This window comes from Xanthomonas sp. NCPPB 2933, assembly GCF_056725225.1.
This window is the reverse complement of the sequence record NZ_CM161518.1, coordinates 1,024,072-1,048,371: the sequence shown is the minus strand read 5'-3', so window position 1 is coordinate 1,048,371 and position 24,300 is coordinate 1,024,072. Positions and strand designations below refer to the sequence as shown.

The window sequence follows — 24,300 nt, the reverse complement described above, 5'->3', positions numbered from 1 at the left end:
GAGTCCATCATGGCCCGCATCCGCGCCACCCGCGACAGCATCAACGACCGTTTCAACGTGCTGAGTTTCAGCGTGCGCAGCGACAACGCGCCGTTCGAGATCGGGCTGGCCACCGACCCGGAGTTGCTCAAGCCGGAAAATCGCGAGCGGCGCACGTCACGTACGTTTTTTTCCAGTCTCGTGCAGACCGGCAGCAACGGGCGTGATGCAACGTATCTGGTGCCGCCCAGCGTAGTTGCGCGCTTCGTCGGGCAGCCGCGGGTGTACTTCGGGCTGGCGACCTACAGCGAGCGTGATCGTGCCCGACCGGTGCAGGTGCAGATGCCCGATCGCGGCAACATGTACATCAGCCTTTCCGGCCTGACCGAGCGCGGATTGCGCCGCACCGCACGCCCGCAGCCCACCGGCAGCAACCACTATGCCGGCGAAGGCGCGGCGCTGGCCTGGGGTGGCGACGCGCTGACCACCGCCGCTCGCGCCGCGCCGGCCAGGCCGGCGACAGGCAACGCGAGTGCGGCGGCTGGCGGTTACAGCGACGGCTACTCGGACGAATTGTGGCAGCACCCTGCCGATCAGGCTGCGGCGCAGTCGCCGGCGCCGGCAACGCCTGCGCCGGTGGCTGCGCCCGCCCCAGCGGCGCAGACGCGCACACCCGCCAGCAACGGCGCGACTCCCGCGGCCACGTCCGTCACGGCGCAGGGCTGGGCCGCACCGCAGGCCTCCAATGCAAGGCCAGCGGTACGGCCTACACGACCGCCGCCAGCACCCGCCATGCAACGCAGCGGCGTGCCGGCCCAGGCGATGCGCGTGGTCGGCCAGTACGACACTCCGGAAGACTGGCGCGATGCGCTGCTGGCGCAGCTGGAATTCTTCGCCAGCAGCGCGCGCTGGGTGCTGGGCGTACCGGACACCACCGTGCCGCCCTACAGTGCAATCTGTCAGGTGCGCCGAGTCGACGGCAGCGACGCAGGCATCCAGCACGGCACCGCCTTCTTCATCGCGCCGCGGCTGTTGCTGACTGCCGCACACGTGGTGGCCGGGCAAAGCGAACTGATCATCGTGCCGGGCAAGCAGGGCGCCGGCGTCGACCACGCCAACGAGCCGTTCGGCCGCTTCCATGTGGCCGCCGCCGACATGCTGACGCATCCGGCCTACTCGGACACCAGCCACGACTTCGACATGGCGCTGATCCGCGTGCCGGAGGCGAATGCAGTGGCCGCGCCGCAGTTCTTCGACCTTGTCGAAGAACTCACCCAATCGCGACCGGAAAAGACCGTAGTCAGCGGCTATGCGGCGTTCTCGCCGGACACCAGCGTGGCAGGCACCGTGGTCAATGCGCTGATCGATCCGGACAGGCAACACATGCATGGCGGGCATCTGCGTGAACTGCCCAGCGCGGAGACCTTCAGCTACGACGTGCAATCGCTCGGCGGCACCAGCGGCTCGCCGGTGTATTACATCGACCAGGGCGCATCGCCGCGTGCGCATATGGTTGGCGTGCACATCGCACCGTTCAACGATGTCAGCAACCTCGGCTGCCGCATCACCGCCGGCAAGCTGGCCTGGATCCGTCAGCAGGCCGCTGACTGGAATCAGACGCTGAGCTTCTCGCTGCGCGCGCGTGCGCTCTCGGAACCGTCGGCCGAGGAGAGCGCCAGCGAGGATCCGGATCGCTTCGGTATCACCGGCGACGAACCGCCGGGCATCGCCAATGCAGGTGCGCAATCGCTGCGGTCGCGTGCGTTGGACGCACCGGCTGCCGAGTATCCGGGCGCCAGTCGTTTTGCCGCAGCGCATGCGCGCAACTTCCGCGCTGGCCGTCGTGCCGGTGTGGCGCTGGACCGCATCGTCATCCACATCACCGCCGGCGGGCCGAGCATCGACGGCACGATCGGCTGGTTCCAGAATCCGGACGCGCGCGTCAGCGCGCATTATCTCGTCGGCCGCGATGGCGAGGTGGTGCAGATGGTGCGCAATGCCGATACCGGCTACCACGCCAGTGCGGCCAACTCGCGCAGCATCGGCATCGAGCACTGCGCCAACAAGCCGAGCCGGGGCAACCCGCGCGATCTGCCGGTGACCGAGCCGCAATACGCCGCGTCGGCCGGGCTGGTCGCCTGGTTGTGCCAGCAGCTCGGCCTGCCTGCCGACCGCGCGCACATCGTCGGTCACCAGGAGATCTCCCCGGGCGACAACCACGCGTGCCCGTCTTCGATCTGGGACTGGGACCACTACCTGGCCTGCGTGCAACAGGCACTTGCCGGCAACGCCGGTGCGGCGAACCCGCAACCACTGTCGCTGCAGGCCGAACGTGGTGCGCGCACGCGCGCACTGACCATCGACGCAGACGATATCGCGCAGGCGCAGCGCTACGCGCCGCAATGGGCCGACCTGTTCAACTGGAGCGCGCCGGCCGCGGTGGACAGCGCGGTGAGTGCGCGCGGCATGGCGATCCAGCGCATCCAGGATGCCGCCGGCGAGCTCAGTCTGGATCGTTACGAAGTGCGCTGCGAGCGCTTGCCCGAGGGGTGGAGCGCGCCCGCCCTGGTCGAGCATCTGCGTCTGCATCTCAACGACTTCATCGACGCCGACTACAGCACTTTCATTCCCTACGTTGCCGGCGTGGACGATACGACCTGGCAATCGGCAAGTCCGCTCGGGGCGGTGTTCAAGATCGACATCGGTGGACCGGACAACGCAGCGGTGGTGGCAAGCCTGGTCGAGCCGCAGCGCTGGCGCTTCACCACCGTGCACACCGAATGGTCCGGCGACCACCCGGTCAGCGGGCATCGCGAATTGGGCGTGCGCGACGACGCCGGCACGCCGGTGTTCTACACGCGCGGCGCCGATCGCTGGACCGGCGGCCCCGGTGCGAGCATCGGTTTCTTCGCCGCCGACCGGCTATGGAAAAGTTTCCAGCGCAAGCTGAGCGCGTGGATCCAGGCCAACGGCGGTGCTGCCAGCGTGCCGGCGCCCTTCAGCGAGCGCTTCCACGCCGAGGTGGTGCGCATTCTCTACCCGGCCAGTGCGCAGTCACTGTCGCTGCCGCACAGCGCGCGTGCGTTGAACAGCGAACCGGTTTACGAGGTGGCGCTGATCGCGCAGCCGGACAAACGCGCCTGCTGGGCAGCGGTCATGGCGATGCTGTTGTCGTATCGCCGCGCGGCCCCGGTGACGCCGGAAGCGCTGGTCGCCGAGGTCGGCGCCTCGCTGTCCAGCTCCTATGGCGTGGAGGTATTGACTGCGGTGAGTCAGCGCTATGGCTTCACCGCGATCGAACTGCCATCCAATGCCAGCCTGTATCACAGCCCGCAGCAATGGGCCGATTGGCTGAGCGCCTATGGCCCGCTGTGGGTGGTCATCGTCGGCGCGCCGCATGCGGTGGTGCTGAGCGGGATCTCGGGCAACCTCGCCGACCCTGCCTCGGTGGTGGTGCACATCCTCAATCCGTGGGACACGCGGGTGGCCTTCGATAACGATCCGGTGACCTTCACCCCGCCCAACCAGGGCTATGCGGACTGGCTCTCGTTCGAGGAATTCGCCGAGGCCTTCGGCGAGATGGCCGCAGCCGACTACGGCAACTGGCGCGTGCTGCATCTGCCGGCAAGCGCTGCGCAGACGCAGGCGCTGTCATCGGCCGGCATGCGCCTGGCACCGCCCCCGGCCGCGATCCGCGCGCTGGCGCTGGAACAGACCTCCACCCCAGGCGAAACACGTGAGGCGATCACGCCCAGCCGCATCGTCGGTACGCGCATGAGCGTGCTGCACGGCGGTGCCGGCGCATGCCGCTGGACGCTGGACCAGCTGGAAGGCCGGAAAACGCCGGCCACTGCGGCCGCGGTCGGCAGCGCTGCCGCTGCGCAGGTGCGCATCATGCTCGACGACTGGCCGGCCGTCGATGGCGCCGCCACGCCGCTGCCGGTGGCGCTGGACTTCAGCGCCGACAATGGCAGCGTCGGCGATATCCGCATTGCGGCCGGCACGCCGGGCAACCTGGCCTACGGCATCGAGGTCACCGCCCGCATCGACGACGCCGACGATGTGCGCGGTGTCGCCGCGCTGCTGGTCACGCTGGATTATCGCTTCAGCGGTCTGGCGCAAGGCAATCCGGAAGCACGCATCGCGCTGCGCCTGCTGGGCGATGGCCGCTATGAGCGCATCAACAGCTGGGTGGCGCAGCCAGCCGGCGCCGCGGTTGCGGCCTGAGACACGTCATGGCCAGCGGTCACCGCCCCGGCAACCTGATCTTTCCGCCCCGCCTCGCGACGACCGCGGCACGTGCGCTAGCCGAGCGCGTGCCGGCAGCGCCGCTGTCCGGCGTGCCGGCCAGCGCAACGCCGGCCACGGTCAAGCCGCAGGCCACCGAGACGATCGCGCGGCGCACCGGTGCGATGGTCAACGAAGTGGACTTCCCCGGCTTTGTCGCGCAACTGGTGCACGGCACCTTCGATGCGATCGTGGACGCCTCTATTCGCCAGATGGAAAGCTACTCGAGCATGGTGGCGGCGGTGTCCAAGACGGTGGACCAGTTCACCGAAGAAAACGTCAGCCCGAATCAGGCGCGCGATTGGCTGGCCACGCACTATCCCGGCGATGTGGTGCTGCTGTTGCCCGACGGCGGCGCGCGCACCGCACCGCAGCTGGCGCCGCGCACCGAGGGCACCCAACCGGGCTGGCTGGCCGATTACGGCCTGGCCGACGAGGACCTGACCAGCGAGTTGCTCGAGCAAAGCGTGCTGCCGCAGGTCCGCAGCAAGGTCGGCAGCGAGCGCCAGCAATTGCTGGCGACAATGGTGTTGCTGGGCATGAACCGGGTGGTGGTCCGCGACGGCAGCATCAGCAGCAAGGTGATGTTTCGCGCCGCCGCGCAGGACGTAGCCAAGGTCGGCTACGCGCTCGACCACGATCTTCCCCAGGCCGACAACTGGGGCGAGCGCGGTGCGTCCAGCTATGCGGGCAAGAGCACCACGATGGTCTCCACCGTGCAGGTCAATGCACAGAACGAATCCAACCTGCGTGCCGATCTGTTCGGCGAGGTCAAACTCAATTTCGTCAGCGAGACGCTACCGCTGGAACGGCTGGCCGATGCGGCCAAGGTCGCGCTGGTGCAGCGTCATTCGCCGAGCGTGCGCGCCTCGCTGCCGGCCGCCACACCCGCGCCTGCGCCTGCACCCAGTGCGCCCGTCGCCAGCGAAGGAGCGGTGTGATGCTGCGCGAACTCTCCGCGTTACTTGAAGAACTGCACGAAGGCCTGCTGGCGATCGAAGCGCGCTCGGGCATGCAACTGACCCAGGCGGAGATCACCCTGCCGCTGGAACTTCGCCCGGTGCTGCGCGGCGGCGGTTGCCGGCTGCTCGCTGATGTAGCGCGCAGCCGTGACCTGAATCGCTGGAACGCGGCGCCCTCCACCTTGCGCCTGGCCTGGCACAGCGGAGCGCAGTCATGAGCGCGCAACTGCCGCCGCTGCTGCAGAACGCCGGAGTGCCGTTGGACCTGTTCATCCAGGCGCTGACCGAGCAGCTGGACAAGGCGCAGGCGGCGATGACGATCAAGGCGCGCGTGGGCAAGCTGCCGCTGACCTTCGCGGTCAAGGACGTGACCCTGGATATCCGCGCCTTCGTGCAGGTGATCGACGACGACGTCTACCTGCGCCCGGCCGGCCCCGGCGAGAGCGAGGCCAGCAGGATCCACCTGGCGCTGACCACCATCACCAAGCCGATGATCGAGGAAAACGCGATGGATTTCCGCGCCGAAGAATCCGACTTCAGCCTCAAGAGCGCGCTGGGCGATCAATTTTCCGAAGGGGAGCAACGCCAGCTCGAACGCATCGGCGTGCGCACCGTCACCCAGCTCAATGACCTGAAGGAGAGCGCCGGGGCCGATGTCATTGCGCGGCTGTCGCGGATGCCGGTCAACCGGCTGCAACAGGCGCTGCTCAGGGCCGCCGCACCGCGGGTGACCCGCGTCGAGTCGGCCGACGCGCAGGCCGACGCCGGCACCCGTGTGCACCTGAGTGCACCGGGGCTGCGCAGCGCACGCTTGCCGCTGGTACGCGCGGCCGGCGCAGCGGTACCGGTTCTCACCGCCGAAGACGGACGCATGGTGCTGGCTCCGCTGGCCACCCAATTGGGCTGCGAGGCGGAACTGGATTTCGGCGACGGCCACATCGCGCATGTGCCGCTCCGCCAGGGCTGCCTCGGCCAATGGAGTAGCACGCCATGAGCACGCACATGAGCACGCACACCTTGCCCCGGCTGATGCCACGCCGGCTGCTGCTGACGCTGCGCCTGGGCGAAGTGCCTGAGCACCTGCCCGGCCTGCGCGCGGTGCACGGCTACGGCACGCCGATGGGCGACTACATCGACCACGGCGCGATCGATCGGCTGCTGCGCCATCACGCCGAGGCGTTCCGGGTGGCGCGGCTGCACAGCGCACGCGTGCGCCGCAGCGAAAGCGCGCGCCCGGGTGGACGCCGCTTCGACGAGACCGAGCAACTCAGCGGCGTGGCGCGCGTGCTGCGCATCGACCTGCGCGATGGCGCGCGGTTGCCGAGCTTGCTGCGCGCGCTGGCCGAGCTGCCGATCGTCGAACGGGTCGGCGCCGATTATCTGTGCTGCACGCCGTGCAGCGTGCCTGCCGAGCAGACCCGGCTGGCTGCCTCCGCCACCTGGGCGCAGCACGCGATCCGCTTGCCGCAGGCGCTGCGTCTGGAGCCTGGCGACCCTGCGGTGCTGATCGGCCTGGCCGATACCGGGGTGGCCTTGCAGCACCCGGAACTGGCAGGCCAGGTGCGCGCCGGTTTCGACAGCGTGGATCTGGACCCGGCCACGGTGGCCGGGCTGTCGCTGGTCGGCGATTTCCGGCGTGCCGGCGAACATCCGCAGGACGAAGTCGGGCATGGCAGCGGCTGCGCCGGCATCCTGGTCGCGCGTGGCCGCCAGATCGCGCCCGGCGGTGCCGGAGCCTGCGGGCTCACGCCGGTGCGCGTGCTGGGCGCGGCGCTGGATGGCGGTACGCGTCGGGTCGGCGTGGGCGCGCTGGACAACATCGACGCCGGCATGAAGCGGTTGATCGATCTGGGCGTCAAGGTCATCAACATGAGTTTCGGCACGCCCGAATCGGCACTGCTGCCGGATGCCCCGCGCCCGCACGAAGAGACCGTGCGCTATGCGCTGGCACGCGGCGTGTTGCTGGTCGCGGCCAGCGGCAATTCCGGTCTGCGCGAGCGCTTCTATCCAGCCGCGCACGACGGCGTAATCGCCGTCGGCGCGGTGGATGTCAGCTTGACCCCGGCCAACTTCAGCACGCGCGGCGCGCATGTGGCGCTGTGCGCCCCGGGGCGGGATATCCGCACCTGCGCCCTGGACGGCTACCAGGAGGCGTCCGGCACCAGCTTCGCCGCACCTTTCGTGGCGGCCGCCTGCGGCTTGCTGGCGGCGCACGCACAACGGCGCGCCTGGCCGCTGGACGGCGCGCTGGCACGCCAACTCCTGCGCGACAGCGCGCGCCCGTTCGCCACTGCCGGCGTCGTGGACTGCGGCAGTGGCGTGCTCGACGTGCATGCCGCGCTGCGTGCACTGGATGCCGCGCTCGACGCGCAATTGCAAGACGAAGACGACACCCACAACGCTTCTTTCTCCGTGCCGGCGTCGTCCACGCCCGTCGCGGCCTGACGCCCACACGCTGCCGAGGAGATTCCGATGGCGATCCAGCGCACTACCCCGAAGTCCCGCAAGCCAGCGGGCGCCAAGGCAGCCAAGGCCGCTGTCACCGGTGCCCGCAACACACCCCCGAGCAACGGCGGCAGCGCGTCCGCCGCAGCCGCATCACCCAAACCGTCCGACCCCGGAGTGAACACCATGAACCGCATCCTGCTGGTCGACCTCGGCGAGCGCGAGACCAAGAAGCGCCAGGAGCTGCGCGCGCGTCGCCAGGTCCTGGACACCATAGACAAGACCGCCGACAGCAGTGGCGGACTCAGCCCGCGCCAGCTCGACGAACTGGCGCAGATCAGGACCAGGCTATCCAGCGACGTGGTGGTGGATCCGTTCTACCAGGTGGTGGTCGCCACCCAGCAGCAAAAGGACTGGAACGACCTGTCCAGGGACGAAGAGAACATTCACAAATACGGCCTGATCGGCTCGCAACGCACACCCAAACAGTTGCGCGGCCCGTTGGGCAACGACGAGCGCGAGATCATCGGCATCTGCGGTCTGCTGCAACTGGACGGCTACACCGATGCCAGCCTGAAAGGCTTCGTGCAGCGGATCAGTACCGCGCAGGGCGAGTATCGGGAGAACCGCGCGCTGTTCCAATCGGCGTTCGAGCTGTTGGTGCCGCGCTATCAGGTCACCCTGCAATCGCAGATCGCCTCGGGCCTGATCGACCCGGACATCATCGGTTGCGAATGGCCCAACGACGATCCCGAGCAGCGTCGCCACGGCTACAGCACCGACCGGCAATTCGTTCCCGCCGCCGACGACATCGTGTGCGCGCTCAGCGCACGCAATCTCTCGGCCACCGTGCGCCGCCTGGCCAGCAACGGCATCCGCGCCGACAACGCCTGGCTCGCCAGCCATCTGCAGAACAGCTACGAAATGCAGACCGGCGTGGTGTCCGGCGCACCGCCGTCGGCGATGGAAATCATCCTGCCGGACCTGGACGAATCCACCGACGTGGAGATCGTGCGCGAAAACCTCAACGCGGTGCAGGCGATCTACTTCTCCTACATGCTCGAAGAAACGCGCATGCCGCAGGTGGTCGAACGCATCGTCGAACTGTTCCGCAGCGGCATGCTGCCGCTGGGACGCGGCAAGGCCGGCGATTATCTGTTCCGTTACTACAAGACCGCTGCCGAGCGCATCACCGAGGGCGAGCGCCGCGATCTGTACATGCGCTGCTTCGGCGCGCCCGGCGGCGATCCGAATGGCAACGAACCCAATCGCGAATTCAACGAGCTGTGGCTGCGCTTCGTATCGGCGGTGTCCTCGTTCGGGCGTCAGCTCAGCGTGGACCGCATGCTGCGCACCAACATCCCGGTGTCGGTGTCGCAGGAACAGGTGCGCAAGGCCGCGCGCGATCTGGGCGCCAGCATGTCGCGCAGCGGCTACGGCATCGCCTACTTCGCCGCCACCGAGCTGCAGCAGATGATCCTGGAATACCGCGACCTGCTCAGCGACCCGGAAGTACGCGGTGCCTTCGGTGCGCGCGACATGTGGCAGGTGATCGACCAGGTCAACGCCAACTATCTGGGCGGCCCGCGCAATACCAGCCGCTTCCGCACCCAGGCACGCGCCGGTGCGGTGATCATCCGCTGGATCGCCAACAGCCGGCAGCGGCTGGAAGGACGCTACGGCGAGGTGATCTCGATCAGTGCGCTGACCAACCCGCAATTACGCGGCAGCGACCAACCCACCGTCGATCCCACCGACTGGGATCTGCTGCAGGCCTGCGAGCAATGGCTGGCGGTGGGCGGGGTGCAGGACAACAGCGTCGAGCAGTACGCCCAACCGATGGAATCGCCGGTGATCACCAGCCGCCCGATCGAGATACCGCAGGCCGCACGCGACCTGCTCGACCAGGCGGGCATCAGCCTGCCGGGCATGTAGGAGCCCACCATGCGCACTCACGAAGATCGTCCGCAACCGGTCAAGAACCTGGTCAAACATTCGCTGCGCGCCGCCGCCCACGCATTGGGCACGCGCGATCCGATGCCGTATGTCGATGGCCTGATCGACCGCGCCTTCTATCTGCCCGACGACGACACCTCGTACGCACGCAATTCGCTGGCGCCCGGCGCAGTGCCGTACGAGCCATCGTTTTCCGAGTCCGAGCCGAACATGCTGCGCTTCACCATCGAGCCGCTCGGCCCGGACGCAGCGCCGGTGGCCAGGCGCGACGAAGCCACCCGCGAGATGCGCCGGCTGGTCTCGCCGATCTTCGGTCCCGATGCGTTGCGCTGGTTCGACGCGCGCAGCGAAGCCTGGCGCGGCTTCGGCGGCATGAGCTGGATGAACTACGGCGCCTGGTTCGGCAGCGCCTTCGACAGCGACGGGCTGTATGCCACCAAGATCTACTACGAGCTGCTGCCCGCCCAGCTCGACGCACTCTCGCCAGGACTGGCGCGATTGACCCAGCAGGTGATGAGCGAGATGCCGGGGCTGATGCCGATCTTCACGTCGATCGGTTGCAAGCGCGACACCGGCAGCCAGCGGGTGACCTTCCTGCACCGCGGCGCGCTGGTGGTCAACACGCTCGGCCCGCTGATGAATCGGCTCGGCATCGGCCATCAGTTGCCGAGTCTGATGCGCATCGTCGGCGTGGCCCTGGGCGGGCGCTTCGAACTGCCGCCGGGCGCGGTGCTGGTCGGCATCCGCGAGCTGCCCGACGGTGCAGAGCTGAAGCTGGAAATCCTGCTTGCAGCCATCCCCGACCTGCCGGCCCGTTTTCTCGATCTGCTCAAACTCGGGCTGGCCGAGCGGCCACGGCAACTGGCGGCGCTGTCGCGCTGGCTGGATGCCTTCGGCATGGACGATGTCGGCGAACAGGGCCATTTCTCGGTGCTCAGCATCCGCGTCACCCCGACCTCGCAGGCACGCATCAGCCTGTATGTGCGCCCGATCGAGTTCGAGATGCGCGAAGCGATCGCCGAGGCGCGCGCACTGCAATAAACCGGTTCGCTCGCCGCTGAGGCCTCATCCATCCATCGATCCACGTCGACCCGGAGCGCTGCAATGTCTGCCATCTTTCCCCGATCCGCACCCGCAGCCGCAGCCGCCCGTGGCGCGCCAGCGCCGAGCACGCGCGAGACCCACGACGCCGCACGCGTGGCGGTGCGCGATCTGCTCGAGCGTGCCGACGCGTTTCACGAACTGCCGCCGGACAAGCGCGAGACCCTGGCCAAGGGCCTGGTGCAGATCGGCACCTATCTGGCCGAACCCGACGGCGTGCGGCTCACCCAGCAGAGCGCGCCGGTCCGTGCGATGGCCGGCGACGACTCCACCCCGTTGCAACAGGAGAAACAACCCGAGTTCGGCCAGGCCCTGCAAACCGGCGTGAAGCAGGCCGGCGCGTTGATGGCAGCGGTGAACTTTCCCGAATTCGTCAGTGGTCTGATCAATGGCGTGTTTCATTCCATCGTCAGCTCCTCGATCGAGCAGATGGAGGCCTACGCCAAGCTGGTGGCCGATGTCTCCAAGAGCCTGACGCAGTTCCGCGACGACAACACCACCCAGAACCAGGGGCGCGATCATCTGGTCGAACAATTCCCCGACCTGTTCCAGTTGCAGATGGGTGGCGACGCATTCGGCGACATGGGCGGTTTCGGCGACAGCGGCGATGCGCCGGCACAACCGCGCGTGGTAATGCGGCCGGATGTGGACGAACGCACGGCGGTGGCGCGGGTCAATCAATCGCTGCCACTGGACAAGCCGGTGACCTCGCTCAACGACGATCTGGTCGAAGCGCTGCTGGTGCCGGCCGCACGCACGCAGATCGCAACCGGCCGCCAGCAATTACTTGCCACGTTGGTGATGCTGGGCATCAACCGCATCGTGGTCACCGACGGCCGTATCTCGGCCAAGGTGCTGTACGACTTCCAGTCGCGCGACAACAGCCGTTACCGCTACAGCGCCAGCAAGATGGATCACCAGAAAGACGCCGCCGGCAACGTGCAGAAAACCTACGGCAACGAAGGCGAGTACGAGAGCAAGAACGATGGCGGCAGTCGAAGCAAAAGCGCCGATGGCAGCGAGGATCGGCAGGACGGCAGCTATTACTCCAAGGGCACCTACAAATACAGCGAGCAACCCATCATCAAGATGATGAGCACCTCGCAGCTGCAGAACGACTCCTCGTTGCAGGCCAAGGCCAGCCTGGCCGGCCAGGTCGAAGTCAACTTCAAGAGCGACTACATGCCGCTGGACAAGCTGGCCAATCCCGAAGCGATTGCCGCCATCCAGATGAACGCGCAGCCAGGCATGGTCAAGTCACTGGCGACCAACCGTGCGGTCGCACCGCCCGCCGCAACAACTGCTCCGCCGCCAGCGCCGGCCAGCGCGCCTGCGGCCTGACCGGACACGCCGCCGCCATGCACGCTCTCGCCCGCACCGCCGCCAGTGCCGCCAGCCGCACCCCGGCCTGGCTCGACGACGACACCCTGGCCGCCGTGCGGCCACAGGTGCGCCGCCTGCTCGAATCCTCGCCGGGGTTCCGCCAGTTGCCGGTTGCCGAGCAGCAGGAGCTGGCGCGCAACATGGTGCGTGTGGCGTCCTACATGACCAATCCCGACGGACTGGCCAAGCACGAGTTGTCCAAGGACGGAGGCGTACTGGTGCGCGATCCCGCACCCCCGAGCGCACGCGCACTGGCCGATCCGGTCACGCAGGCCAAGAACAAGGCCTCCGACAAGATCGGCACCTTCGCCGGCGACGACTTCACCGCCGCCTCGGTGGAACAGGGTGCCGACAATTTCAAGAAGTACATCGGTTCGGTCGATTTCCCCGCCTTCGTCGGCGGGCTGATCCAGAACGTATTCCAGGCCATCGTCGACGCCTCGATCCAGCAGATGAACGCCTACGGCGAGCTGCTCAAGTCGGTGGCGCAGACCGTGGACCAGTTCGCATCCGACAACATCAGCATGAACAATGCGCGCGACTGGCTGGTGGAACGCTTTCCCGAGGCGCTGACCATCGACGCCAGCGACGCCAGCAGCGGCCCGCGCCTGAGTCTGCGCGACGAAGACAACGCCGCCGGCGCGCTGACCCAGATGAAGGACAGCCTGCAGCCGGCCAAACCGGTCGACGACCTGTCCGATCCCGATCAGGAGAGCCGCCTGGTGCAGGCGGCGCGCCTGCAGATGGCACGCAGCCGCCAGCAATTGCTGTCGTCGATGGTGGTGCTGGGCATCAACCGCATCGTGGTCACCGACGGTGCGATCAACGCCAAGGTGGTGTTCGACTTCCGCGCCGAAGACCATGCCCAGCGCAATGCCGGCGCCTCGCTCTACGATTCGGAATCCAGTTCCAACCGCCGCAAGTCCGGCATGGGCATCAACCTGGGTTGGGGCGCCGCCGGCACCGTCAACACCAGCGTGCAGCGACACATGACCACCGTGAAATCATCAGTGGACGAGGACTCCGGATCCAGCCAGGAAATGAAGGCCAAACTGACCGGCGAGGTGCGGGTGAACTTCAAGTCCGATTACTTCCCGATGGAGAAACTGGCCTCGCCCGGCATGATCGCCAGCATCCAGGGCAATGCCACGCCGTTCGATCCCAACCCGCCGGCCGCCGCACGGCCGGGGACCACTGCGGCCGCGTGAGGACAGATCGCAATGCGCCTGCATCCGCCACCCGCCGATCGCCACCTTGCGCCAGCGCACCCGCATGCCGCACTGCTGGATGCGCTGGCTCTGGCGCAGGCCACCCTGGCTGCACACGACAGCGCACTGGCGCAGTCGCTGGCCGAACTGGGCGAGATCGACCTGCCAGCGGGCGCGCCCACCGCACAGGACCGCTCGCAATTGCTGGCGGCCGCGCCGCTGTATTTCGCCAGCACGCTGGAAACCGCCGGCGTGCTGGCGGCCGCCGAACAGATCGCCGCGCTGTTCGCCAGCGGCGCAATCACCCAGCCCCTGGGTCCGGGCGCGCAGTCGCTCAATGCGTTCTGGCGCGGCCGTCGCGAGCGCCTGAGCGGCGCCGAGCGCGACGCCATTTTCCAGCGGGTGTTCGAGCCGCCGCACTTCGCCCGGCTGATGCGCGCGTTGTGTGCCGCCATCGTGGCGCAGGCCGATGGCGGCGACATGCGCGAAGACGTCGCACTGGCGTCCAGCGCGCAGGCGCTGGGCGAACTGCTGGCTCAACGCACCGATGCGATGGCCGCGATGGCCGCGCGCGAGATCGTGGACAACCTCAACGCCGCATTGGGTTTCCTGCGCGAGCGCATGCTGCAGAGCGCGTTCGGGGTGCAGTCGCTATGGGCATTGGTGGGCGCCGCCCACCCGGGCATCGGCATCGGTGGCGCGCAGTCGCTGGCAGACCAGGGCCGCGCCGGCCAGCAGGTGCTGCTGTGGCTGGCCGCGCAGCAGGCGACCGGCGCAACGCGCCTGGACCCGGCACGCGCCGACGACCTCGCCATGATGAGCGCTGCACAACGCTGGTTGCTGGCTGCACACGCACTGCAACGCACGCCCGCTCCTGCGCTCCAGCGCGCGGCGTAAGCGATGACCGCTCCCGGCCCAGCGTCACCCACCGTTGCCACGGCAACCGCACCGCAACCGTGGCTACGCGCTGCCGTGCGCGACGTACTCGAACGTGCGCCGCACTATCCGGCGCTGGCAGCGCACGATCGCCAGGCCCTGGCGCAGGCGATGGTCACCGTCTCGGCGCTGGCCGCCGACCTGCTCGCCGAAGAACACGACGCCGATCAGCAGATCCATTCCAGCCCCGTGGTGCTGGCACGCGCGCAGGAGCAGCAACCCGCGTTCGGCGAAGCTGCCAAGCGCATCGCCGACACCACAAACAGCGTGCTCAACGCGGTGTCGTTTCCGCGCTTTGTGACCGACCTGATCAACGGCGTCTTCCGCGCCATGCTCGATTCCAACGCGCAACAGATGCAGCAATACGTCGAATTGCTGGGCGCGGTATCGGCCTCGGCGGGCGGTTTCGAGCGCACCCAGTTCGGCGTTGGGCAGGTGCGCCAATGGGTGGCCGATCATTTTCCGGAAGTCATCGAGTACGACGCGCCGGATCCGGGCGACAGCCCCGATCCGGACGAGGTCGCGCAGCAAAAATTGCGCCTGCGCGGCGGTGCGTCCATGCCAACGACAGAGGATATCCGCGCCACGCTCGGGGTAGGCGAAGAGGAAACGATAGACGCATCCAACCCGGAGCAACTGGTTCCGCTGGCGCGCCGTTATCTGGCACGCCAGCGCCAGCAGATGCTGGCCACCATGGTCGCGATGGGCATGCAGCGCATCGTGGTGGACAGCGGCCGCATCAACGCAGCGATGCGCTTCCATATCGATACCCGCAGCGCCGCCAACGAAGAGCGCGGCAGCCAGTTCAGTCTGCAAAACCGCATCAAGGCCGCCGGAAAATTCGGCGTTGGCCCATGGGGCGCGAGCGCGGAGATCGAAAACAATATCGGCTACGTCTCCACCCAACGCGCGCAGCGCACCGAAGAGATGAATACCGATCTGGAGCTCACCTCCTCGGTGGAGCTGAACTTCCACAGCGATTATCTGCCGCTCAACCAGATGGCGGCGCAGGCCCAGGCCGAACGCGTGCGCGGCGCAACGTTGAACCCTTCCATCGATATCCCCGACCCCAGCGCAGCCCGCACCGCACGCCTGCAGGCGCAGCTCACCGGCGAGCGCGAACGGCGTAACGGCATGGATGCAACGATCGCCAGCGCGGCTGCCCCACGCCCGGCAAGCCCGCCCCCTGCAGGCCCAGCACCGGCCGCACCTGCAGTGGGCGCCTCACCCACGACGCCTGCCACATCTGCCGCGCCTGCGGTGCGCGCGTCACCTGCCACGCCTCCCAGGCCACCTGCATAGCCGATCTGCCAACGCCCAGGACGACACAAGTTCGTGCCGTGCACCGCGCCCAATGGGAACGTGTTGCTGACAGGGATCTTTCAACAGTAGCGCGCAGCGCAGCCCGCGAACGGCGCGAACTATCCGATGGCATCGGTACCACTGCGCGGATCGAACAGGCCACCGCAGCAGTCGCTAGCGGACAACCGCCCCGTTGCGCGAGACCTCAGCTGTCGCCGCTGCCTTCGGCCCATTGCAGCAGTGGCGCACGCAGCCTATGAGCTGTGAGCGGGGGACAAATCGCCATGTGCTGTGCCTTGCGGCACGATGCCCACCAAGCCACGCTCTCGCATCGCCTCCAGCACGCCCCGCAGGATGGTCAGGTTGTGGCCGTGCGCGGCACCTTCGTGCAGCAGCACGATCGCGCCGGGGCGCAGGTCGCGCACGATGCGGGCGACGGTGGCGTCCGGCTCGCAATGCACGCCATCAAAGCCGCGCGCGCTCCAGGCCACACGGGTCAGGCCGTGCGCACGTAGCGGCGAGGCGACGAAGGGGTTGGTCATGCCCACCACCGAGCGGTACAGTCGTGGCGCCTGCCCGGTGATGGTGGCCAGCACGCGCTGCGCCTGGCCGATTTCCTGCGCCATGCGGCGTGGCCCCAGCGCCCAGAACCAGGCCTGCGGATGGGTGTGGCTGTGGTTGCCGATACCATGCCCGCGACGCACGATCTCGCGCACCAGCTCAGGTCGCTGCTCGGCGCGTGCGCCGACCACGAAGAAGGTGGCCTTGGCATCGTAGGCATCCAGCAATTCCAGCATCGCCGGGGTGTCGTCGGAGGGGCCATCGTCGATGGTCAGCCACACCTGCGGCGCGTGTCCGGGCAGGCGTGCCAGTACCGGCGCATACAGGCGCGCGCGCGGCAGGAATACCGGCACCACGAACAGCGCGTGCGACAGCAACAGCGCCGGCACGCCCCAGATCCAGCCCATGTGCCACCACAACAGCGCCACTGCGGCCTGCGAGAGGACCAGCAGGCCAACCCAGCGGTAAGGATGTGAGGGAATGCGATACAGCGTTTGCAGCGTGGTCATACCGCATGATGCCACGCGGCGTAGAATGGTCCGCCTCCACGATCTGACCGAAGTGCTGCCATGTCCCTCGATCCCGCCCTGCGTTCCCGTATCGATACGCTGCTGCAATCCAGCCGCGTGGTGCTCTTCATGAAAGGCCAGCCCAGCATGCCGCAGTGCGGTTTCTCGGCCAAGGCGGTCGGCGTGCTGGACGGCCTGGGCATCGACTATGCCCACGTCAACGTGCTGGCCGACCAGGACATCCGCGAAGGCATCAAGGCCTATGGCGACTGGCCGACCATTCCGCAGTTATACGTGGATGGCGAGTTGGTCGGCGGCAGCGACATCATCCTGCAGATGGCCGACAGCGGCGAGTTGAGCAGCATGCTCGGCCTGCAGGCGCCAGACCGGACCCCGCCCAAGATCACCGTCACCCCGGCGGCGGTCGAGATGCTCAAGGGCGCGCTGGCCGATGCGCCGGACGCCTCGCTGACGCTCTCCATCGACGCCGACTTCCAGCCGAACTTCCAGCTGGCGCCGACCAACCCGAATGCGATCGCGGCCGAATCCAACGGCCTGCGCGTGCAGTTCGATCTGGCCAGCGCGCGCCGCGCCGATGGCATCACCATCGACTGGGTGGACGACATCCGCGGCCGCGGCCTGGCGATCGACAACCCCAACGCGCCCAAGCCGGTGCAGGAGTTGTCGGTGCGCGATGCCGACGACCGTCTCAGGGCCGGCACGCTGACCCTGGTGGACGTGCGCCCGGCCGACGAGCGTGCGCTGGCTTCGGTTGCCGCCCCGTTCCGCACGCTGGACGCGCACGAGCGTGCCGCCATCGAGCAGCTGCCCAAGGACACCCAGCTGGCGTTCCTGTGCCACCGCGGCGGCCGCAGCCTGCAGGCGGCCGAGCACTTCCGCAGCCTGGGCTTCAACAACGTCTACAACGTCACCGGCGGCATCGATGCGTGGTCGGACCAGGTGGACAACGGCGTGGCGAAGTACTGAGTACCACGACCGATCGCGCAGCAGTGCTGACGTAGCTGTTGATTCGCCTGTGCGTGCTGTTGCTGTCTCGGTTTAGAGCTGTGGTGTTCCATCAAGGGTCGAGGGCGCGGTGCCCTCGCCGCTCGCGGGACACGCCGTGAATCCGTCCATGGAGGCTCGGTGGCGGCATCCATGCCGCCACACGGTCCCGCAATCGGCGAGGACACCGCACCAGACAGTTTGCCGGCTGTTTTATTGAAAACTCTGCACACCGACCATCTCGACTGGTCATTGCCCGCCCACCGTCGCGGGACCTTATGCGGCATGGATGCCGCAGAAGAGCCTACATGGATGTACTTGCGGCGTGTCCCGCGATGGTGGGCGGGCAAGGGCCCTGCAGTGAAGTAACAGTCCTAGGGACGCTGTAACTTAAACAGCGCCGAGAAACCCGCCGCGCCTCAACCGGCAAATCCACCGTCATCGAGAAACTGCTGTTCTTCCGCAGTGCTCTCCCGCCCCAGCACCGCATTGCGATGGGGGAAGCGCCCGAAGCGCTGGATGATCTGCTGGTGATGCACCGCCCAATGCGTGGTTTCGGCATCGTCCAATGCAGTGATCAGCTGCACCGCGCGCACCTGCTCCTGCAGATCTTCCGCATGCCCGAACGGCAAGTAGGAAGAACAGCCGCAACTGCGCGGAGACCTGTCGATCGAAACCGCTGGCGAGTGCCTGCTTGGCATGCTGCAGCGCCAGGCCGTCGGTGGCATAGGAATGCGCGCTGCCGCGGAAGGCGTTACGCGGAAACTGGTCGAGCAGGATCAGCAAGGCCAATGCATCTTCGGCACTTTCCATCCAGTGCGCATACTCGCCGCGAGCGGCTGCAAAGTGCTGCTCGCTGAAATGCTGGCGGAAGTTGGCATCGAACGCATCGTTGTGCGTGAACCAGCGGGCCGAGCCGGCCAGTTCCCAGAAAGCCAACACCACATCGGCCTGTTTGTTGCGCTCTGATTTGGCAATCATCGACGTTTCCCCTGACGAATACGGCACAGCATGCACGCGCGTATGTGATGAGGCCGCCGCCACCGAGAGCGCAGCACTTGGCAAGCACCTCGCCGGCCGCTAGGTTTGCTGCTGACGTTTTCGTTGCACTGGGGAAATCCATGCGTTCCATCCTGTTCGCCGCGCTCGGCGCGGCTGTGCTGTGCGGGCCTGCGTCTGCGGCATCGCGGTTCGTGCAAGACCCATATCCCAGCACCTATCACGCGCTCGCCTCCGGGCCGGTGCTGATCCAGCACGCCACCGTCCTCACCGGCACCGGGCAGCGCCTGGACGATGCCGACGTGCTGCTGCGCGACGGCAAGGTGTCTGCGGTCGGGCGCGGGCTGGAGGCGCCGGCCGATGCACGTCGCATCGACGGCACCGGCAAGTGGGTCACCCCCGGCATCATCGACGTGCACTCGCATCTGGGCGTGTATCCCAGCCCCGGCGTCAGCGCGCACAGCGATGGCAACGAGATGACCGCACCGGTCACGCCCAATGTCTGGGCCGAGCATTCGATCTGGCCGCAGGACCCGGGCTTCGGCACCGCGCTGGCCGGTGGCATCACCTCGCTGCAGATCCTGCCGGGCTCGGCCAATCTGATCGGCGGCCGTGGCGTCACGCTCAAGAACGTGGCGTCCACCACCTACCAGGGCATGAAGTTTCCCGGCGCGCCGTGGGGCCTGAAGATGGCCTGCGGCGAAAATCCCAAGCGCGTCTACGGCGAGAAGGGCGGCCCCGCCACCCGCATGGGCAATGTGGCCGGCTACCGCGCCGCGTTCATCGATGCGGCCGAGTACCTGCAGAAGAACGCGCCTAAAAAGACGACCAAGAAGCGCCACTGGTGGAGCCGCGGCGGCGACAACGACAGCAGCGGCGATGCCGGCGGCAAGCGCGATCTCAAGCTCGACACGCTGGCCGGCGCTATCAACGGCGACATCCGCGTGCATATCCACTGCTACCGCGCCGATGAGATGGCGACCATGCTCGATCTGTCCAAGGAATTCGGCTTCCACATCGCCGCCTTCCACCACGGCGTGGAGGCCTACAAACTGGCCGACCGCCTGGCGCAGGAAAACGTCTGCGGCGCGCTGTGGGCCGATTGGTGGGGCTTCAAGATGGAAGCCTTCGACGGCATCCAGGAAAACATCGCGATGGTCGACCGCCCGGCCAACAGCTGCGCCATCGTGCATTCGGATTCGGAAGAAGGCATACAGCGCTTGAATCAGGAAGCGGCCAAGGTGATTGCCAATGCGCGCCGCAGCGGCACCGAGATTGCGCCCGAGCGCGCGATCCGCTGGCTCACCAGCAACGCCGCCAAGGCGCTCGGCATTGAGAAGCAGACCGGCGCATTGGAGCCGGGCAAGATGGGCGATGTGGTGGTGTGGAACGGCAATCCTTTCAGTTCCTACGCGCTGGCCGAACAGGTCTACATCGACGGCGCGCAGGTCTACGATCGCCACGATCGCCGGTTGCAGCCGGTGTCGGACTTCATGCTCGGCCAGGAGGTGGCACGATGAGCCGCGCAACAGGAGTGCGCCCGCGTCTGCGCGCGATCTCGGCAGTGGTCATCGCAGTGCTTGCACTGCCCGCATTCGGCCAGCAGGTGCTGATCCGTGGCGCGACCGTACATACCGCAACCACCCAAGGCACGCTGCGCAATACCGATGTGCTGGTGCAGGGCGGGGTGATCCGCGCCATCGGCAATCACCTGGCCGTACCCACCGATGGACTCGTGGTCGAGGCCAAGGGTCGCCCGCTGACCCCGGCCTTGTTCGGCGGCATCACCGAGATCGGCATCGAAGAAGTGTCCGGCGAAGACAGCACCGTGGACAGCGGCGTCAAACTGAGCGATCAGCCGATGCGCCCGGAATTCGACGTCACCCTGGCCTACAACCCCGACTCGGTGCTGGTGCCGGTGGCACGCGTGGAAGGCATCGGTTTCACTGCCTTGGGCGCGACCACCAGCGGCGCGTTTATCGCCGGACAAGGCGGCATCGTGCGGCTGGATGGCAGCCCCGACCCGATCGGCCCACATGCCCTGTTTATCCGCATCGGTGCAGCCGCATCCGATCTCACCGGCAGCTCGCGTGCCGCGCAGTGGATGTTGCTCGATCAACTGGTTGCCGAGGCACGCGGGCGCGTGCCGGCCGACTCGCCGCATGCGCTGCTGACCCCGGTCGGCCGCAACGTGCTGGCCAAGTATCTGGGCGGGCAAGGTCGCATCGTGGTGCAGGTGGAACGTGCCGCCGATATCCGCCAGTTGCTGCGCTGGGCGCAGCGCGAAAAGGTCCGCATCGCCATTGCCGGCGGCACAGAAGCCTGGAAGCTCGCACCGCAATTGGCGCAGGCCAAGGTACCGGTGCTGGTGGATGCGCTGGCAGATCTGCCATCCACCTTCGACCAGATCGGCGCGACCCTGGAAAACGCCGCACGTCTGCGCGCGGCGGGTGTAGAGGTCAGCTTCACCCAGAGCGGCGATGCCTCGCATAACGCGCGCAAGCTGCGCCAGTTGGCCGGCAATGCGGTGGCCAATGGATTGCCGTGGGAATCCGGGCTGGCCGGGCTGACCCGCGTGCCGGCGGAGATTTTCGGCGTGGCCGATCGCATCGGTAGCATCGCGATCGGCAAGCAGGCCGATCTGGTGCTCTGGGAAGGCGACCCGCTGGATGTCGCCCACTACGCCGAGCAGGTCTGGTTGAACGGCCGCGACATGCCGATGCGCTCGCGCCAGACCGACCTGCGCGACCGTTACATGCAACCGGCCGGCCCGTTGCCGCGTGCGTATCTGAAGTGAGCGTGCTTGTAACGGGCGTGCTTGTCACGCGCATGTTCGTAGTGAGCGAGTGTGTGATGTGCTGCACCGCTGCCCACGCAGGAAGGGGGATTGCGCCGCGCGGCACCTCCCTTGCCGAGAGCACACACGGCTGTCATCTGGCAGGCTCACCCTGATGCCGATGTCTCCACGCGCACGCGTGCTGTACCTGCTGCTTGCACTCGCCGTGCTGCTGATCGAAGTGGCGATCGGCGCCGGTCGGCTCGGTGGGCCGTGGGTGCGCGGTAGCCTGGGCGATGTATTGGCAGTGATCCTGGTCTACTGCGGATTGCGCGGTGTGCTTGCGCTCTCACCGCGTTGGGCGGCACTGCTGGCGGTGGCGACCGGGTGCGTGATCGAAGGCTTGCAGGCGATCCATCTGGCCGACCGGCTCGGCCTGCGTCCCGGCAGCGCCGCAGCTATCGCGCTCGGCAACACCGCCACCTTGCACGATCTGGCGATGTATCTGGTTGGCGGTGGCGTGGCGTACATTGGCGATGTGCTGTCATGCCGTGTCGCTGCGGCTTCCGGGCGACATCCGCAGCAGTGATGCACTCCCCCGGGTCTACCGTATGTCTTGCGTTTCACCATCGGCACTGATCGAAACAGTCGCGGCCTTGCACCGGCAGACGCGGCCGATCTGCATGGCAGGGGTACCGCGGTGACCTCGCTGTTCCAGGGCAGCGGATTGCGCTCGATCGACCGCGTCGTGCTGCGCCAGGCACCCGCCAATCTGCAACGTGGCTTGGAAGCGGTGGGCGGGCGCTTGATCCTCACTGCCGATGCGCTGCACTTTCAGCCGCATGCCCTCAATATCCAGACCCAATCGTTGACCGTGCATCTGGCGCAGATCGAGGCGATGCAACTGCGCTGGACACGCTTGTTCGGCTTGCTGCCGGTTGCGCCGACCTCGCTGGTGGTTCAACTGGACGATGGTGGCGAACATCGCTTCGTGATCGGCAAACGCGAACAGTGGGTGCTGGCGATCCAATCGGCGCGCGACGCGCTGCACTGACGCATGTCACCGCAGTGAAATGCAGGCAGCACCGTCCATCGGTCGCTTCGTGCCTCCAGGTTGCAGACAGAGAGCGTGACCTCCACTGCGTTTCGGCACGCCACTTCGAACAGGGCGCACGCTCTGCACGCGTGGTCATCGTTGTCGCTGTCCAGCTCGCCTAGCATCGCGCGTCGGCATCACAGCGACACCCCCCACTCGGAGATCGATATGCCCCGCCCTACCCTGCGCATCCTGGCATGCGCACTGTTGTTCTACGGCAGCGTCAGCGCACCTGCCATGGCTGCCTTCGGCGTCACCCGCAGCGGTGATCGCTTCATCGTGGACACCGGCGCCCAACTGGTGTTTTCGGTCAACGCCAGCAATGGCGATATCGTGTCGATGCGTTATCGCGATAACGAGTTGCAGACCACCGAGTCCAAGGGCACGCAGCTGGCCTCGGGGCTGGGTAGCGCCAGCGTGGAGGCGCGCACGGTGGGTGGGGCGATCGTGGTCTCGGCCAAGGCCGGCGACCTGACCCAGTACTACATTGCACGCACAGGCCGCAACGCGATCTACATGGCAACGTATGCACCGACACTGTCGAAGGTCGGCGGCGAAGAGCTGCGCTTCGTCACCCGCTTGAATGTCGCCAAGCTGCCGAATGCACAGCAGGAACCCGACTCCAACGTGGGCACGCCGGTCGAGAGCGAGGATGTGTTCTTGCTGCCGGATGGACGCACCAGTTCCAAGTTCTACTCGGCACGCCGCATGATCGACGACAAGGTGCATGGGGTCAGCGGTTCGGGGGTTGCGGCGTTCATGCTGATGGGCAATCGCGAGCGCAGTTCCGGCGGGCCGTTTTTCAAGGACATCGCCACGCAAAAAACCCGCGTGACGCATGAGCTCTACAACTACATGTATTCCGACCACACCCAGACCGAGGCGTTTCGCGGCGGTTTCCACGGCGTGTACGGGCTGCTGTTCACCGATGGCGGTGCACCCTCCAGCGCGCAACTGGACACCAGCTTTGTCGACGCCAGCCTGGGCCTGAGCGGTTATCTCGCCGATGCCGGGCGCGGTGCGGTGAGCGGCCGCGTCAGCGGCGTGTTGTCCGGCCAACCCGCCGTGATTGGCCTGCGCAGCGACCAGGCGCAGTACTGGGCCACGGCCAATGGCAGCGGCGACTACCAGCTTGCCGGCGTGCGCCCGGGACGCTATCGCATGACGCTCTACCAGAACGAACTGGAAGTGGCCCAACGCGATGTCGAAGTGTTTGCCAATGCGACGGCGCAAGCCGCGCTGCAGGCAGTGGCATTGGCGGGCACACCGAAGTGGCAGATCGGCGTTGCCGATGGCACGCCCGCCGGTTTCCGGTATGCAGACCTGTTGCCGCGCGCGCATCCCTCCGACAAACGCATGAGCTGGGCACCGGTCACCTACACCGTTGGCTCCAGCAGCGTGAGCAGCTTTCCGGCGGTGCAGTGGCGCAGCATCAACACGCCGAACCGCATCGACTTCACCCTGGCGGCCAATGAAGTGCGTGGCTATCGCCTGCGTATCTTCGTGCCACTGAGCCAGGTCAGCGCGCGTCCGCAGATCAGCGTCAATGCGCGCTGGAATGGACCGCTACCGGCCACACCCAACCAACCCAAGACGCGCGGCATCACCCGTGGCACCACGCGCGGCAACAACACGCTGTACGAGGTGGATATTCCTGCCTCGGCGCTGCAGGCCGGCAGCAACCGCATCGAGATCGGCGTCGCCTCCGGATCGCCGGACGATGGCTTCCTCAGCCCGGCGTTCGTGTTCGACAGCATCCAGCTGGTGGCGATGTAAGGCACCTGCCTGCCACCCA

18 protein-coding genes and 1 pseudogene are annotated in these 24,300 nt (G+C 67.2%); 17 read left to right on the top strand and 2 right to left on the bottom strand.

What is annotated here, in order from left to right; all coding sequences use genetic code 11:
• The first annotated feature begins 9 nt into the window (after positions 1–9).
• The 11 genes from AC1PLU_RS04430 to AC1PLU_RS04380 all read left to right on the top strand — a co-directional run bounded on the left by AC1PLU_RS04430 (position 10) and on the right by AC1PLU_RS04380 (position 15,559).
• Positions 10–4,206: an N-acetylmuramoyl-L-alanine amidase gene (locus tag AC1PLU_RS04430; RefSeq protein ID WP_481107820.1), complete on the top strand. Its 4,197-nt coding sequence runs from the start codon at positions 10–12 to the stop codon at positions 4,204–4,206.
• An 8-nt stretch (positions 4,207–4,214) separates the two neighbouring features.
• Positions 4,215–5,207, top strand: a complete 993-nt coding sequence (locus AC1PLU_RS04425; RefSeq protein WP_481107819.1) for a hypothetical protein — start codon at positions 4,215–4,217, stop codon at positions 5,205–5,207.
• Positions 5,207–5,446, top strand: coding sequence for a hypothetical protein (locus AC1PLU_RS04420; protein ID WP_481107818.1), 240 nt, complete (start codon positions 5,207–5,209; stop codon positions 5,444–5,446). Before AC1PLU_RS04425 ends, AC1PLU_RS04420 begins: the two co-directional genes overlap by 1 nt.
• Positions 5,443–6,222 carry a hypothetical protein gene (locus AC1PLU_RS04415; protein ID WP_481107817.1) on the top strand — a complete coding sequence of 260 codons (780 nt, stop codon included), beginning with the start codon at positions 5,443–5,445 and terminating at the stop codon, positions 6,220–6,222. Before AC1PLU_RS04420 ends, AC1PLU_RS04415 begins: the two co-directional genes overlap by 4 nt.
• Positions 6,219–7,673, top strand: a complete 1,455-nt coding sequence (locus tag AC1PLU_RS04410) for a S8 family peptidase (protein ID WP_481107816.1) — start codon at positions 6,219–6,221, stop codon at positions 7,671–7,673. The genes AC1PLU_RS04415 and AC1PLU_RS04410 overlap by 4 nt, the downstream gene beginning before the upstream one ends.
• Before the next feature lie 186 nt (positions 7,674–7,859).
• The gene (locus AC1PLU_RS04405) at positions 7,860–9,608 is read left to right on the top strand and encodes a hypothetical protein (RefSeq protein WP_481107815.1); all 1,749 of its coding nucleotides are present in this window, start codon (positions 7,860–7,862) and stop codon (positions 9,606–9,608) included.
• A 9-nt stretch (positions 9,609–9,617) separates the two neighbouring features.
• Positions 9,618–10,670 (top strand): hypothetical protein, encoded by a 1,053-nt coding sequence (locus tag AC1PLU_RS04400; RefSeq protein ID WP_055825008.1) that lies wholly within the window; start codon positions 9,618–9,620, stop codon positions 10,668–10,670.
• 63 nt (positions 10,671–10,733) lie between these two features.
• On the top strand, positions 10,734–12,071 hold the full coding sequence (locus AC1PLU_RS04395; RefSeq protein ID WP_481107814.1) for a hypothetical protein: 1,338 nt from the start codon (positions 10,734–10,736) through the stop codon (positions 12,069–12,071).
• A gap of 17 nt (positions 12,072–12,088) precedes the next feature.
• Positions 12,089–13,321: a hypothetical protein gene (locus AC1PLU_RS04390; protein ID WP_481107813.1), complete on the top strand. Its 1,233-nt coding sequence runs from the start codon at positions 12,089–12,091 to the stop codon at positions 13,319–13,321.
• A 12-nt stretch (positions 13,322–13,333) separates the two neighbouring features.
• Positions 13,334–14,218 (top strand): hypothetical protein, encoded by an 885-nt coding sequence (locus AC1PLU_RS04385; protein ID WP_481107812.1) that lies wholly within the window; start codon positions 13,334–13,336, stop codon positions 14,216–14,218.
• 3 nt (positions 14,219–14,221) lie between these two features.
• Positions 14,222–15,559: a hypothetical protein gene (locus AC1PLU_RS04380; protein ID WP_481107811.1), complete on the top strand. Its 1,338-nt coding sequence runs from the start codon at positions 14,222–14,224 to the stop codon at positions 15,557–15,559.
• A gap of 254 nt (positions 15,560–15,813) precedes the next feature.
• Here AC1PLU_RS04380 and AC1PLU_RS04375 read toward each other — a convergent pair whose 3' ends face one another.
• Entirely contained in the window at positions 15,814–16,629 is an 816-nt protein-coding gene (locus AC1PLU_RS04375) for a polysaccharide deacetylase family protein (RefSeq protein WP_481107810.1), read from the bottom strand.
• Positions 16,630–16,689: 60 nt separating this feature from the next.
• On the opposite strand from AC1PLU_RS04375, the gene grxD reads away from it, so the two are divergent.
• Entirely contained in the window at positions 16,690–17,616 is a 927-nt protein-coding gene (gene grxD / locus AC1PLU_RS04370) for a Grx4 family monothiol glutaredoxin (protein ID WP_481107809.1), read from the top strand.
• A gap of 437 nt (positions 17,617–18,053) precedes the next feature.
• On the opposite strand, the pseudogene AC1PLU_RS04365 reads toward grxD, so the two are convergent.
• A pseudogene (locus AC1PLU_RS04365) lies at positions 18,054–18,615 on the bottom strand (DUF924 family protein).
• A 140-nt stretch (positions 18,616–18,755) separates the two neighbouring features.
• Between AC1PLU_RS04365 and AC1PLU_RS04360 the strand changes: the two are divergent.
• The 5 genes from AC1PLU_RS04360 to AC1PLU_RS04340 all read left to right on the top strand — a co-directional run bounded on the left by AC1PLU_RS04360 (position 18,756) and on the right by AC1PLU_RS04340 (position 24,281).
• Positions 18,756–20,153, top strand: a complete 1,398-nt coding sequence (locus AC1PLU_RS04360) for an amidohydrolase (protein ID WP_023905085.1) — start codon at positions 18,756–18,758, stop codon at positions 20,151–20,153.
• Positions 20,150–21,430, top strand: coding sequence for an amidohydrolase family protein (locus AC1PLU_RS04355; RefSeq protein WP_481107808.1), 1,281 nt, complete (start codon positions 20,150–20,152; stop codon positions 21,428–21,430). Before AC1PLU_RS04360 ends, AC1PLU_RS04355 begins: the two co-directional genes overlap by 4 nt.
• Positions 21,431–21,590: 160 nt before the next feature.
• Complete coding sequence (locus AC1PLU_RS04350) at positions 21,591–21,998, top strand: ribosomal maturation YjgA family protein (RefSeq protein WP_481108464.1); 408 nt, start codon at positions 21,591–21,593, stop codon at positions 21,996–21,998.
• Between the two features lie 138 nt (positions 21,999–22,136).
• Positions 22,137–22,463: a hypothetical protein gene (locus AC1PLU_RS04345; RefSeq protein WP_043889875.1), complete on the top strand. Its 327-nt coding sequence runs from the start codon at positions 22,137–22,139 to the stop codon at positions 22,461–22,463.
• A 210-nt stretch (positions 22,464–22,673) separates the two neighbouring features.
• A complete protein-coding gene (locus tag AC1PLU_RS04340; RefSeq protein ID WP_481107807.1) occupies positions 22,674–24,281 on the top strand; it encodes a rhamnogalacturonan lyase B N-terminal domain-containing protein in 1,608 nt (535 codons plus the stop codon).
• Positions 24,282–24,300 lie beyond the last annotated feature (19 nt).